Origin of the sequence: Stenotrophomonas sp. CASM114, from assembly GCF_049384325.1 — a bacterium.
GTDB lineage: Bacteria > Pseudomonadota > Gammaproteobacteria > Xanthomonadales > Xanthomonadaceae > Stenotrophomonas > Stenotrophomonas muris.
Map to the genome: position 1 here is coordinate 76,719 of NZ_JBMRGJ010000011.1, position 12,923 is coordinate 89,641.

Genomic DNA, 12,923 nt, shown 5'->3' on the forward strand with positions numbered 1-12,923 from the left:
CCCCTCCGTCCCCTTTTCGCATATCTGAATTGGCACGGACTGTTGCCGACGAACGGCCTATCCAGATCCTGCACGCTGGCTATAATGGCCACGCGTTCTCTGCGGTACTCGACGGCATGTGCAAACATTCGCCTTGTCCCTTAAGAACGACACCGGGAGCGCGACAGCGCCGGGAGTGCAGGTCCGCCTTGTAGCGGGAAGCCCGATGGTTCTCCAGCGTTCCCACTTGAGCCCCCGGGTTCAAGGTCGTTTCGCATGCATCGACATTGCGGAGAATGCAATATTCCAGCAAGGGCGGCGTCTTCGGGCGTCGCCCTTGTTCTTTCCGGCACAATGGCGGCTGATCCTTGCCGCACGCTGCCATGACCGACCCGCGCCAGGCCCTGCGCCACGACCTGCGGCAACGCCGCCGCGACCTTTCCGCCGGTGAGCGCATTGCTGCCGCCGAATCCCTTGCCGATGCCCTGCTCGCCCTGCCGTTCGCCCCACGCGAAGGCGCCGTGGCCGGCTACTGGGCGCTGGATGGCGAAATCGCCCTGCACCGCTGGCAGCTGCAACTGCCCGAAGGCCTCACCTACTGCCTGCCGGTGCTGGCCGGCGAGGTCCTGCGCTTCGCGCCGTGGCGGCCGGGGCAGGCGCTGACCAGCAACCGCTACGGCATTCCCGAACCGGACGTAGCGCTGGACGATACGCTGGAACCGGCGCAGATGGCGCTGGTGGTGGCCCCGCTGGTGGGCTTCGACGCACAGTGCCGGCGGCTGGGCATGGGGGGCGGCTGGTATGATCGCAGCTTCGCCTTCCGCCATGACCGGCCGGCGCCGCCCTGGCTGGTCGGTGCTGCGTTCGCGGTGCAGCAGGTCGAGTCCTTGCCGGTGGCGTCGTGGGACGTGCCGGTGGATGCGATCTGCACCGAAGACGGCACCCTGTTCCCCTCCGCTGCCCCCGTGAACGCATGACCGCCCGCAAGCGCTACTGGCTGATGAAGTCCGAACCGGACGCCTTCTCCATCGATGACCTGGCCAAGGTCAAGGTCGAACCTTGGAACGGGGTGCGCAACTACCAGGCACGCAACTTCATGCGCGATGGCATGCAGGTGGGCGACGGCATCCTGTTCTACCACTCCAATACCAAGGTGCCGGGCATCGTCGGCCTGGCCACGGTGGCCAGCACCGCCTATCCGGACGACACCCAGTTCGATCCAAAATCCGACTACTACGACCCCAAGAGCACGCGCGAGAACCCGCGCTGGATGCTGGTGGACGTGGCCTTCGACCGCAAGCTGAAGCAGGTGATCGCGCTGGACGAGATCAAGCTGCACGCCGAGGAACTGGGCGAAGGCTTCCCGCTGGTTGCCAAGGGCAACCGCTTGTCGGTGTTCCCGGTGACCGCCGCGCAGTGGAAGCTGCTGCTGTCGCTGGAAAAGAAATCCTGATTCCCTGCCTGAGAGTTCTCCCATGTCCGAAGCCAAGCGCCTGGCCGCCGAGAAAGCCATCGAATACGTCGAAGACGGCATGATCGTCGGTGTCGGCACCGGTTCCACCGTGGCCTATTTCATCGATGCCCTGGCCCGCATCCAGCACCGCATCAAGGGCGCCGTGTCCAGCTCCGAGCAGAGCACCGCGCGCCTGAAGCAGCACGGCATCGAAGTGATCGAGCTGAACCACAGCGGCAACCTGTCGCTGTACGTGGACGGCGCCGATGAGTGCGATCCGAACAAGTGCCTGATCAAGGGCGGCGGCGCCGCACTGACCCGCGAGAAGATCATCGCCGAGGCCAGCGAGCGCTTCATCTGCATCGTCGACCCGAGCAAGCAGGTGCCGGTGCTGGGCAGGTTCCCGCTGCCGGTGGAAGTGATCCCGATGGCGCGCAGCCTGGTCGCCCGGCAGATCCGCGACATGACCGGCGGCCAGCCGACCTGGCGCGAAGGCGTGGTCACCGACAATGGCAACCAGATCCTGGACATCCACAACCTGCAGATCACCGATCCGGAAAAGCTGGAGCGCGAGCTCAACCAACTGCCGGGCGTGGTCTGCGTGGGCCTGTTCGCGCGCCGTCGCGCCGACGTGGTGATCGTCGGCGGCGAGCCGCCGGTCGTGCTCTGACCCTTCCGAAGGATCCTGACGATGTCGCTGTTGCGTTCGCTGCTGATGCTTCCGCTGCTGGCCCTGGCCGGCTGTGCCACCGACGCGGCCCGCCATTGGGTCGAACTGGATGGCGCCCGCTACCAGGTGGAGCTGGCCACCAACGATGAAACCCGCGCGCGCGGGCTGATGTTCCGCGACCAGATGGCGGCCGACCACGGCATGCTGTTCATCCACGACCGCGAAGAAATGCAGGCGTACTGGATGAAGAACACCAGGATCGCGCTGGACATCCTGTACTTCGACAGCCAGCGCAGGCTGGTCAGCCAGCAGCGCGACGTACCGCCGTGCTCGGCCGGCGACATGTGCCCGCCCTACCCCAGCGGTGGCCCGGCGCGCTACGTGCTGGAACTCAACGCCGGCCAGGCCGAGAAGCTGCAGTTGAAGGACGGCACGGAGCTGAAATTCGGCCCGGGCATCGAAAAGTAAGGTACGGCCGGGCTCCGCCCGGCACCCGCAGTAGTGCCGGCCGCTGGCCGGCAACCCTGCAGGGGTCAGATCCCTTTCGCACGCGAAAGGGATCTGACCCCTGCATTTTTCACGCGGCACCGCTTGAAACGGCCTGCGAATGACGCCAGTCTGTGGCCATGCAGGACCGGATCACACTCCCCGACTGGGATGCACTGGCCGACCTCGAAGACGAGGCGCTGCCACTGTTGCCGACCGCGCTGCTGATCGCGCGCGATGAATACCCCGATCTGCAGCCGTCGACCTACGATGCGCTGATCCAGAGCCATGTCGACCACCTCCGCTCGGAAGTGGAGAGCATCGACAACAGTCCATTGAAGATGGCGGCGATCAACCGCCACCTGTTCGACGAGCTGGGCTACAGCGGCGACCACGACGAGTATTACGACCCGCGCAACAGCTACCTCAACCAGGTATTCGAGCGCCGGCTGGGCAACCCGATCTCGCTGGCGCTGGTGCAGATGGAAGTCGCGCGGCGGCTGGGCATTCCGCTCGACGGCGTGTCCTTCCCCGGCCACTTCCTGGTGCGCCTGCCGGTGGACGACGGCGTGCTGGTGATGGACCCGTTCAATGGTGGTCGCCCGCTGGACGTGGACGAACTGCGCGAACGCGCCAAGTCACACCTGGGCGGGCAGATGCCCGACGACCAGGTGCTGGCGCAGATTCTGGACCCGGCGCCGGCGCGCGCGATCCTGATGCGCATGCTGCGCAACCTGCACGGCGTGTATGCCGAGGCCGGCGAATGGGACCGCGCCGCGCGCAGTGCCGACCGCCTGCTGAAGCTCGCCCCGGAGCAGGACGATGCGCTGCGTGACCGCGGCCTGGCCTACCTGCAACTGGAGTACCTGGCCGGTGCCCGCCACGATCTGGGGCAGTACCTGAAGCGCAACCCAGAAGCCAGTGATGCGCAGTGGCTGCGCGAGAAGCTGATCGACCTCGGCGGACCGATGCCGCGGCTGCATTGAGGGTGCCGGGGTGTGGACCAACGGTCCACACCTACCCTCATCAATCGACCTCGACCATCTCGAAATCGGCCTTGGTGACCCCGCAGTCCGGGCAGGTCCAGGTCTCCGGAATGTCCTCCCAGCGCGTCCCCGGCGCGATGCCCTCCTCCGGCAGGCCCTCCGCTTCGTTGTACAGGAAGCCGCAGACCACGCACATCCAGGTGCGCAAGGTGGTGGGGGTGGCATCGCTCATCGGATAATCAGGGCTGGATTCACGGGCCGCCATTGTCCCATCGCGGTCCACTCACCGGTAGCCATCGATGACTTCTGCTTCCCCGGCGCCCCGCGGCGTCTACCTGATCACCCCGGACGAGCCCGATACCGCACGCCTGCTGGCCCGTACCGCGCCGCTGCTGGCCGCTGGCGCCACCTGGCTGCAGTACCGCAACAAGACCGCCAGTGACGCGCTGCGGCGGGAGCAGGCCACCGCCCTGCAGGCGCTGTGCGCGGAACACGGCGTGCCGCTGATCGTCAACGACGACCCGGCGCTGGCCAAAGCCGTTGGCGCGGCGGGGGTGCACCTCGGCGGCACCGACGGTGACATCCCCAGCGCACGCGCCCTGCTCGGTGCCGAGGCCATCATCGGCGCCTCCTGCTACGACCAGCTTGCCAATGCAGAGAAGGCCGTGGCCGCCGGCGCCAGCTACGTGGCCTTCGGCGCGTTCTTCCCGACCACGACCAAGGTCACCAGCAGCCGCGCGCATACCGACCTGCTGCGGCAAAGCGCCGCACTGGGCGTGCCGCGGGTGGCGATCGGCGGCCTGACGCCGGACAATGTCGGTCCCATCATCGACGCCGGCGCCGATCTGGTCGCCGTGGTCAGCAGCGTGTTCGCCGCCGAAGACCCGGTCGCGACCCAGCGCGCCTACCTCGCCCAGTTCGCGTAACGCCCAGGAAAGCCCCATGAACCACGACCAGTCCCACGCCCTGTTCTCCCGCGCCCAGCAACTGCTGCCGGGCGGCGTCAATTCGCCGGTACGCGCGTTCAAATCGGTCGGTGGCGAACCGTTCTTCGTCGAGCGCGCCGACGGCGCCTACCTGTACGACGTCGACGGCAACCGTTACATCGACTACGTCGGTTCCTGGGGCCCGATGATCGTCGGCCACAACCACCCGGCCGTGCGCCGGGCGGTGAAGAAGGCGATCGACAACGGCCTGTCCTTCGGCGCGCCGTGCGCAGCCGAAGTGACCATGGCCGAGACCATCACCCGCCTGGTGCCGTCGTGCGAGATGGTGCGCATGGTCAACTCCGGCACCGAGGCCACGCTGTCGGCGATCCGCCTGGCGCGTGGTGCGACCGGCCGCAACCGCATCGTGAAGTTCGAAGGCTGCTATCACGGCCATGGCGACTCGTTCCTGGTCAAGGCCGGCAGCGGCATGCTGACGCTGGGCGTGCCGACCTCGCCGGGCGTCCCGGCCGGGCTGAGCGAACTGACCCTGACCCTGCCCTACAACGATTTCGAAGCGGCTACCGCCCTGTTCGAGCAACAGGGTGACGACATTGCCGGGCTGATCATCGAGCCGGTGGTCGGCAACGCCAACTGCATCCCGCCGCGCGACGGCTATCTGCAGCACCTGCGCGAACTGTGCACGAAGCATGGCGCGCTGCTGATCTTCGACGAGGTGATGACCGGCTTCCGCGTCGCCCTCGGCGGCGCACAGGCGCACTACGGCATCACCCCGGACCTGACCACCTTCGGCAAGATCATTGGCGGCGGCATGCCGGTCGGGGCCTACGGCGGCCGCCGCGAGCTGATGCAGCAGATCGCCCCGGCCGGCCCGATCTACCAGGCAGGTACGCTGAGCGGCAACCCGGTGGCGATGGCCGCCGGCCTGGCGATGCTGGAACTGATCCAGCAGCCGGGCTTCCACGCCGACCTGGCCGAGCGCACCGCGCGCCTGTGTGCCGGCCTGGAAGCGGCCGCCGCCGAAGCCGGCGTGGCCGTGACCACCACCCGCGTGGGCGCGATGTTCGGGCTGTTCTTCACCAGCGAGAAGGTGGAGACCTATGCGCAGGCCACTGCCTGTGACATCCCGGCGTTCAACCGCTTCTTCCATGCGATGCTGGACCAGGGCGTGTTCCTGGCGCCGTCGGCGTACGAAGCCGGTTTCCTGTCCAGCGCGCACGACGATGCGGTGATCGAGGCCACCCTCGCCGCTGCACGCGTGGCGTTCAAGGCCACCAAGGGCTGATCGCAAAAAGGGGACGGAGGGGATTAAGTCGTTTGTGCACAAACGACTTAATCCCCTCCGTCCCCTTTTTTTCTAACCGAAGACGAATTTGCCCTTCATCATTGCGAAGTGGCCAGGGAACGAACAGAAGAAGGTGTAATCGCCACCTTTCTGCAGGCCCTGGGTAGAGAAACGCACGCGCGCGGTCTCGCCGCCACCGATCACTTTGGTATGCGCCAGCACGCGCTTGTCGGCCTTCGGCAGGTAGCTGTCAGCCAGGGTCATGCGCATGCCCGCCATCGCCACCGGCTGGTAATCAGCGCTGCGGGTCAGCACCCAGTTGTGGCCCATCGCGGTGACCGCCAGCTTGCCGGTATGGCGCAGGGTCAGGTCCACGGCGGTGCAATCAGCGGCAACCTTGATCTCGCGGCTGCTGAAGCTCATCTGGTCGGTGCTGTCGATGCTCACCGCACACACCCGCGCCATCGCCGACGGCGCCAGCATCAGCGCACCCAGTCCCACTGCCACCCTCCAAGCCTTCATCATTGCATCTCCTGCGGATTCAAGCGCCATTCTAGGCAGCCCCCTGCGGCGCCGTCTGCGACCGTCTGTCGCATGCCAGCTCCAGGGTTTCCCGCGCACTCATCGCAATGGCATGCTCAGCCGATGCGGATCGACCTGTTGCTGCTGGATGTGGATGGCGTGCTGGTGCAGTACCAGCGCGGGCAACGCGTGCTGCATCTGGCCCGGACACTGCAGGTTCCGACGCACGCCGTACAGGCCGCGCTGTACGACAGCGGTCTGGAAGCAGCGCATGACAATGGCACGCTGGATGGCCCGGCCTATCTGGCGCAGCTGGGAGAGCTTCTGGGCACGACTGTCGATGTGGCTGCATGGACCGCGGCGCGACGGGCCGCCAGCCATCCTCAGGCGGCCGTGTTGCAACGATTGCAGGCCCTGCAACTGCCAATCGCGGTGCTGACCAACAACGGCGCGCTGATGCAGCAGGCATTGCCCACCCTGCTGCCGGAACTGTTTCCTGCCCTGCAGGCGCGCGTGTTCTGCAGTGCGGATTTCGGCCTGCGCAAACCTGCGCCGGCGGTGTTTCTGCGCACGCTGGAAGCGCTGGGCGTGGCACCTTCGCGCACGCTGTTCGTCGATGACCTGTTCGCCAATGTGCGTGGCGCGCGCGCTGCCGGCCTGCACGCGGAAACCGTGCGCGATGGCCGGGGATTGGGCAAGGTGTTGAAGCGCTACCGGATTGCGTGAACCACTGTAGAGCCGAGCCCATGCTCGGCTGCTGTGGCCTGGCATCGCGATGAACCGAGCATGGGCTCGGCTCTACGGGCATTCCTCAGCAACGGGGTCAGAGCCCTCTCCGCAGGAGAGGGGTCCGACCCCGGCATGATGGCCTCAGCGCGCGGCGATGAACGCGGCAATCGCCGCGCGCAGGCGCTTCAGGCCTTCGGCCACTTCTTCGTCGGTGATGTTCAGCGACGGCACGAAGCGCAGCACGTCCGGGCCGGCCTGCAGGGTCAGCAGGCCCTGCTCGGCGGCGTGGTCGAGGATCGCACCGGCCTGGCCGGCGAAGTCCTTGCTCAGCACCGCGCCCAGCATCAGGCCACGACCACGCACGTTGCTGAACACACCGAACTCGTCGTTGATGCGGGCGAAGCCATCGCGCAGCGCCTTGGACTGGCGACTGACGTTGGCGGCGATCTCCGCCGAGGCCAGCTTGCGCAGCGCCACGCGGGCCACCGCAGCAGCCAGCGGGTTGCCACCAAAGGTGGTGCCGTGCGCGCCGAACTGCATGGTCTCGGCCACCTTCGGGCCGGCCAGCATCGCGCCGATCGGGAAGCCGCCACCGAGTGCCTTGGCCAGGGTAACCATGTCCGGCACCACGTCGTCCTGCCAGTGCGCGAACAGCGTGCCAGTGCGGCCCATGCCGGCCTGGATCTCGTCCAGCACCAGCAGTGCGTTGTGCTGGTCGCACAGTTCGCGCACGCGCTTGAGGAAACCGGACTTGGCCGGCATCACGCCGCCCTCGCCCTGGATCGGCTCCAGCATCACCGCCGCCACGTCGCCGGCGGCCATCGCGGTTTCCAGCTGTACTTCATCGTTGAAATCGATGTAGCGGAAGCCGCCGGGCAGCGGCTCGTAGCCTTCCTGGTACTTCGGCTGGGCAGTGGCGGTCACCGCGCCCAGGGTGCGGCCGTGGAAACTGCCACGGAAGGTGATGATCACCCGCTTGTCGGCCGGGCGGCCCTGGCTGGAGGCCCACTTGCGGACCATCTTGATCGCCACTTCGTTGGCTTCGGCGCCGGAGTTGCACAGGAACACGCGCTCGGCGAAGCGGCTGGCCTTCACCAGCTCCTCGGCCAGGTGCAGCGGCGGCGCACTGTAGAACACGTTGCTGGTGTGCCAGAGCTTGCCGGCCTGCTCGACCAGTGCGGCCACCAGGTCCGGATCGTTGTGGCCCAGCCCGCACACGGCGATGCCGGCGGCCAGGTCGATGAACTCACGGCCCTGGCTGTCCCACACGCGGGCGCCCTGGCCTCGCTCCAGTACCACCTGACGGGGCTTGTAGACCGGCAGGTAATAGTGCGAAAGGGAGATCAGCGGATCGGTAGCGGCGGTCATGGCAGTCGGCAGGGTTCAGGAATCCCCATTCTCGCGCCGGAACCCCTGCGGCACAATGCGCCCATGCGACCGTTTTCTGCCCCCCAGCTGAACCCCGCCACCGAGACCGGCTGGCGCCGCCGGTGGTTCGACATCATCTACCGCCACGACTCGCGGCCCTCGCGCAATTTCGACCTGATCCTGGTAGTGGCGATCGTCGCCAGCATCCTGGTGGTGATGATCGACAGCGTGCAGCACCTGCATGCCGAATGGTCCACCGGCCTGTACATCCTGGAATGGGCTTTCACGATCATCTTCACCGCCGAGTACCTGCTGCGGCTGGCCGTGGTCAAGCGCCCGCTGCGTTACGCGGTGAGCATCTGGGGCATCATCGACCTGCTGTCGATCCTGCCCGCCTACCTGTCGATGTTCATCCCCGGCGCGCAGAGCCTGCTGGTGGTACGCGCGCTGCGCATCCTGCGCGTGTTCCGCATCCTCAAGCTGACCCGCTACATCGAGGAAAGCGGCGTGCTGATGACGTCGCTGTGGCGCAGCAGGCGCAAGGTGCTGGTGTTCCTGTTCACGGTGATCACCATCACCATCATCGCCGGCGCGCTGATGTACGTGATCGAGGGCCCCGAACACGGCTTCACCAACATCCCGGCCAGCATGTACTGGGCGGTGGTGACCATGGCCACGGTCGGCTTCGGCGACATCGTGCCGCAGACCGTGCTCGGCCGCTTCGTCACCTCGGTGCTGATCCTGATCGGCTACAGCATCATCGCCGTGCCCACCGGCATCTACACCGCGGAGCTGGCCAGCACCATGCGTGAAGCCGAGCTGGCCGCGCGCCGCGATGCGCGTGGCTGCCCGCACTGCGGGCTGGAAGGCCACGAGCCGGATGCCCGGCATTGCCGCAAGTGCGGCGGCGAACTGCCGGATGCGTTCAGTCATTGATGCGAGCGCCGGCGATGTACACCGGCGCTCGCTGATCAAGCCATGAGCGGGAGCGCTACTGGCGGTTGCTCTGGAAAACCAGCGAGTTGTATTCCTGCATCAGCTTGCTGGCAGAGCCACGCGGCGCCATCGAAGGCGAATCCAGCATGCGTCGTTCGAAATCGCTGTAAGGCTTTTTCTCGCTGACGCGCTGCAGCCGCTCCTTGCCTTCGCGACGGAAGTTCTCGGCTTCACGCTCGAAGCTGTTCCAGTCCAGCTTGCCCGGCTCCTGATCAGCCACCTTCGCATGCGCTTCGTCGGAAATGCGGTTGAACGCATCCAGGCGCTCGCGCGCCTTGGCCTGATCGAAGTCATCCTCACTCATCAGATCCATGATGGCCTTGGCTTCCAGCATCATTGCCAGACGGTAGTACTCGCGCGTGCGTCCCTCGGCCTGTTCCAATACCTTGAGCTGCTCGCGCTGGGCGGCGTCGTTCTGGCGCTCCAGCTCGGCGTTGAACGTTTCGCTGGCAGTCACGAACTCCTTGAAGGCGGCCATCAAGGGCGCGTGCAGCTGCTTTCCCTTGGCGAACTGGTCGTCTTCGTAGTCCTGGCGATCGTAATAGTCGTGCGCGTCCTTGCTGAGCGGCACCAGTGCCTTCAGCGCCTGCTGGTAATGGCCAGCAGCGGCATCGAGCTCAGCCAGCGCCGGCTTGGCAGCCATCGCCTCGGTCACGGGGCCATCGCACTGCTTCATGTCGTAATCGCTGATCTCGAACGGACCGTACACCTGGGTCTCGCGCCCGCTCGGGCCGGCCTCGACGTCCTTGATCCAGCGCGTATAGGACTCGATGCTGCCGTGGGTCTTCGAATCAAGCGTGTTGAAGCAGCCGATGTAGGCGTTGAGCTTGGCGGTCAACTGCTGCTGTGCGTCGGACGGCGCCGCGCTGGCGTCGGGCGTGCTGGAAGGGCCGGCGTCGCCAGTGGTTGCGGGTGCCTTGCCGCCGCAGGCAGCCAGGACAATCGACAGCGAAGCGGCCAGCGCCGCGACGGAAAGAGTGCGTGACATGGGTTCACGTCCTTGTTGAAAACGATTACAGCCTCGCATTCTAGCGCAGCAGGCCGAAGGTCGCAGCCCTCGGCCTCTGCCGGCGACGCGCGATCACTCCAGGAACAGATCCGGCAACAACGGACGCGATGGATCCACCGCATAGCCGGACAGATCGGTGATACCCGCCTGTGCCAGCACGTCATCGTCGATCAGGAACTGGCCGTGGAAACCCGCCGCCTCGCGCACCAGCACCGCGTGCGCAGCATCGGCCATGATCTGCGGCGTGCGGCAGCCGGCCGCATCGACGCCCGGAATCATGTTGATCGCATCGGTGGCGATCACCGTGCGCGGCCACAGCGCGTTCACCGCCACACCCTGCGGGCCGAATTCCGCGGCCAGGCCGAGCGTGACGAAGCTCATGCCCATCTTCGCCAGCGTGTAGCCGGTATGCGCGCCCCACCACTTCGGTTCCAGGCTCGGCGGCGGCGCGAGAGTGAGGATGTGCGGGTTCGGCGCCTGCAGCAGGTACGGCAGGCAGGCCTGCGCGCACAGGAAGCTGCCGCGCGAATTGACCTGCTGCATCAGGTCGAAGCGCTTCATCGGCGTATCCAGCGTGCCACGCAGCCAGATCGCGCTGGCATTGTTGACCAGGATGTCGATGCCACCGAAGGTGTCGACCGTGGCCGCAACCGCCGCATGCACCTGCTCTTCCTCGCGGATGTCGCACTTCAGGGCCAGGCCCTGCCCGCCTGCCGCCGTCACCGCTTCGGCCGCGGTATGGATGGTGCCCGGCAGCTTCGGATTCGGCACCGACGACTTGGCCGCAATGGCCACGTTGGCGCCGTCGCGCGCAGCGCGCAGTGCGATGGCCAGGCCGATGCCACGCGAGGCACCGGTGATGAAAAGCGTTTTGCCCTGCAGACTGCCCACGTCCCACACTCCAGCGTATGCAATGAGCCGCTAGTATGCCGCGCCGACGTGGAGTTCACCCGGCCTTGACGATACTTGGGCCTCCAGACAACACACGAGGTCCACGCCATGCGCCGTTCCCGCCTGTTGCTGCCTGCCCTGGGGCTTGCCCTGCTGACCGCCTGCCAGGGCCGTTCGCCGGAACCGGGCAAGGAGCCACCTGCCGGTGACACGCCCAGCGCAGAGAAGGCCGCCGCCGACGGCAAGCTGCGCTGGAGCGAGGCCGTGGTGTGGGATGGCGACCTCAACGCCTGCCGCCAGGGCGAGAACGCCGCCACGCGTGATTGCCTGCGCGATGCGATGCGCGCCGGCGGCGCCAGCGCCGATGCGATCACCGCCGCCGAACAGCTGTCCACCGGGGGCGAGCTGGCCTACGTGACGGCCTGGCACGAGAACGAAGGCCTGGGCATTGCGACGGTCGAGTATCCGTTCCGCGCCAACACCAACGAGGGCACCCGCCTGGTCGACGCCACCGGCAAGCGCATCGATGTGGATGCCGTGCAGCTGGACGACACCCTGCGTGCCGACCCCGCCGTGCAGGCCCTGCTGAAGGACCACCCGCAGGCCACGCCGTTCGCACCGACGCAGTCGGCCGGGGCCACGCCGCTGGAGAACGGTGGCGTCCGCCTGCTGTACCGCACGCCGCTGCGCGACTGCCACGCCTGCCCGGATGTGGGCCAGCTGCAGATCGCGTACGACTTCGACGCCAAGCGCAACTTCATTGGCCAGCAGGTGGTGCCGGCGACGCCGTAAGGTCACCCGCCTCTGTAGAGCCGAGCCATGCTCGGCTCTACATTTCCATTCCTGGTACAGCACTTCCACGCCATCACCACGGGCAAGACGTCTCACCTGATCCAACGTATCCACCGCCATGACGGAGTACGTGACCTCCACACCGGAGTGCAGGCGTCCCTCGGCAGGGTCCTCATCAGTCTCTACTGATATCAGCTTGCGGATTCCGGCGCATCGATAGAGGGGCGCTCTACCGTCTTCACCCATCAGGCGGCCGCTCGGATCCTCATACCCGCGAGCAGGCGCGTTTGCATTCTCAAGAGCGCGCTCGTCGTTATCGGCACTGATCAGGTACACGTTCTCATGCACCAGGAGCGAGTCCTGCCCTTGGCTCTCGTAATAGAGGATGGCGTGTGCGCAGTCCCACATGCATTACCTCAACAGCACTCTGGTCAATCAACCTCATCGACCTTTGATGTGCGCGATATGAAAGGCGCCCTCAGTTCGCCCACGCAGGCACCGTTCACTGCCCCCCCCCGCGTAATACATCCCCTGGAGCATGACAAAGTACAGGCCTGGCTCGATGCCACGCACGGAGTCCTCGTACTCCGCGCCACTCAGATCGACCAGCGCATCGGCGGAGGGGCCGAGGGCATCACTGCTTCCACCCTCATGGAGCAGGTAGCCGAACGCAGCAAAGTGCCCGCCATCATAGCCGCCCGAGTTCGCAAGAAGCGCCTGCAGCGGTGTCTGGCAGGACTGCACATCATTGCGCGACCCACTCATTCCTTGGCAGATGCCTGGATGCTTGTCTCTGGAAAAGGCGGGAAC

16 protein-coding genes and 1 other RNA gene are annotated in these 12,923 nt (G+C 66.4%); 11 read left to right on the plus strand and 6 right to left on the minus strand.

The genetic code is table 11. The annotated features are described in order from the left end of the window. The first annotated feature begins 93 nt into the window (after positions 1-93). The 6 genes from ssrS (at position 94) to VG566_RS12520 (ending at position 3,574) form a co-directional block, all read left to right on the plus strand. A non-coding RNA gene (gene ssrS, locus VG566_RS12495) (6S RNA) lies at positions 94-279 on the plus strand. Positions 280-362: 83 nt separating this feature from the next. Then, a complete protein-coding gene (locus VG566_RS12500; RefSeq protein WP_032956052.1) occupies positions 363-956 on the plus strand; it encodes a 5-formyltetrahydrofolate cyclo-ligase in 594 nt (197 codons plus the stop codon). Next, on the plus strand, positions 953-1,432 hold the full coding sequence (locus tag VG566_RS12505) for an EVE domain-containing protein (protein WP_014648290.1): 480 nt from the start codon (positions 953-955) through the stop codon (positions 1,430-1,432). The genes VG566_RS12500 and VG566_RS12505 overlap by 4 nt, the downstream gene beginning before the upstream one ends. A 22-nt stretch (positions 1,433-1,454) precedes the next feature. Continuing rightward, positions 1,455-2,102, plus strand: coding sequence for a ribose-5-phosphate isomerase RpiA (rpiA, locus tag VG566_RS12510; RefSeq protein ID WP_014648291.1), 648 nt, complete (start codon positions 1,455-1,457; stop codon positions 2,100-2,102). Positions 2,103-2,123: 21 nt separating this feature from the next. After that, entirely contained in the window at positions 2,124-2,570 is a 447-nt protein-coding gene (locus VG566_RS12515) for a DUF192 domain-containing protein (RefSeq protein WP_014648292.1), read from the plus strand. Between the two features lie 158 nt (positions 2,571-2,728). Beyond that, positions 2,729-3,574 carry a SirB1 family protein gene (locus VG566_RS12520; RefSeq protein WP_024957828.1) on the plus strand — a complete coding sequence of 282 codons (846 nt, stop codon included), beginning with the start codon at positions 2,729-2,731 and terminating at the stop codon, positions 3,572-3,574. 40 nt (positions 3,575-3,614) lie between these two features. Here VG566_RS12520 and VG566_RS12525 read toward each other — a convergent pair whose 3' ends face one another. Beyond that, positions 3,615-3,839, minus strand: a complete 225-nt coding sequence (locus VG566_RS12525; protein WP_075076014.1) for a rubredoxin — start codon at positions 3,837-3,839, stop codon at positions 3,615-3,617. Between the two features lie 34 nt (positions 3,840-3,873). On the opposite strand from VG566_RS12525, the gene thiE reads away from it, so the two are divergent. Together thiE and hemL are read left to right on the plus strand one after the other, a co-directional pair. Continuing rightward, positions 3,874-4,500, plus strand: a complete 627-nt coding sequence (gene thiE, locus VG566_RS12530) for a thiamine phosphate synthase (protein WP_046432341.1) — start codon at positions 3,874-3,876, stop codon at positions 4,498-4,500. A 16-nt stretch (positions 4,501-4,516) separates the two neighbouring features. After that, positions 4,517-5,806: a glutamate-1-semialdehyde 2,1-aminomutase gene (gene hemL, locus VG566_RS12535; RefSeq protein WP_241884241.1), complete on the plus strand. Its 1,290-nt coding sequence runs from the start codon at positions 4,517-4,519 to the stop codon at positions 5,804-5,806. A gap of 72 nt (positions 5,807-5,878) precedes the next feature. Here hemL and azu read toward each other — a convergent pair whose 3' ends face one another. Then, positions 5,879-6,328, minus strand: a complete 450-nt coding sequence (azu, locus tag VG566_RS12540) for an azurin (protein ID WP_241884239.1) — start codon at positions 6,326-6,328, stop codon at positions 5,879-5,881. Positions 6,329-6,451: 123 nt separating this feature from the next. On the opposite strand from azu, the gene VG566_RS12545 reads away from it, so the two are divergent. Next, positions 6,452-7,054, plus strand: a complete 603-nt coding sequence (locus VG566_RS12545) for an HAD-IA family hydrolase (RefSeq protein WP_014648298.1) — start codon at positions 6,452-6,454, stop codon at positions 7,052-7,054. Between the two features lie 144 nt (positions 7,055-7,198). On the opposite strand, the gene VG566_RS12550 is transcribed toward VG566_RS12545, so the two are convergent. Next, on the minus strand, positions 7,199-8,425 hold the full coding sequence (locus VG566_RS12550) for an acetylornithine transaminase (RefSeq protein ID WP_241884237.1): 1,227 nt from the start codon (positions 8,423-8,425) through the stop codon (positions 7,199-7,201). Positions 8,426-8,488: 63 nt separating this feature from the next. Here VG566_RS12550 and VG566_RS12555 point away from each other — a divergent pair, with 63 nt between their 5' ends. Beyond that, positions 8,489-9,361: an ion transporter gene (locus tag VG566_RS12555; protein ID WP_014648300.1), complete on the plus strand. Its 873-nt coding sequence runs from the start codon at positions 8,489-8,491 to the stop codon at positions 9,359-9,361. A 55-nt stretch (positions 9,362-9,416) separates the two neighbouring features. Here VG566_RS12555 and VG566_RS12560 read toward each other — a convergent pair whose 3' ends face one another. Together VG566_RS12560 and VG566_RS12565 are read right to left on the minus strand one after the other, a co-directional pair. Next, entirely contained in the window at positions 9,417-10,409 is a 993-nt protein-coding gene (locus tag VG566_RS12560) for a YiiG family protein (RefSeq protein WP_049407676.1), read from the minus strand. A 93-nt stretch (positions 10,410-10,502) separates the two neighbouring features. Then, the gene (locus tag VG566_RS12565; RefSeq protein WP_014648303.1) at positions 10,503-11,321 is read right to left on the minus strand and encodes an SDR family oxidoreductase; all 819 of its coding nucleotides are present in this window, start codon (positions 11,319-11,321) and stop codon (positions 10,503-10,505) included. A 108-nt stretch (positions 11,322-11,429) separates the two neighbouring features. Here VG566_RS12565 and VG566_RS12570 point away from each other — a divergent pair, with 108 nt between their 5' ends. Further along, a complete protein-coding gene (locus VG566_RS12570) occupies positions 11,430-12,113 on the plus strand; it encodes a hypothetical protein (protein ID WP_241884235.1) in 684 nt (227 codons plus the stop codon). Between the two features lie 441 nt (positions 12,114-12,554). On the opposite strand, the gene VG566_RS12575 is transcribed toward VG566_RS12570, so the two are convergent. Beyond that, complete coding sequence (locus VG566_RS12575) at positions 12,555-12,878, minus strand: hypothetical protein (protein WP_154582531.1); 324 nt, start codon at positions 12,876-12,878, stop codon at positions 12,555-12,557. Positions 12,879-12,923: the final 45 nt, after the last annotated feature.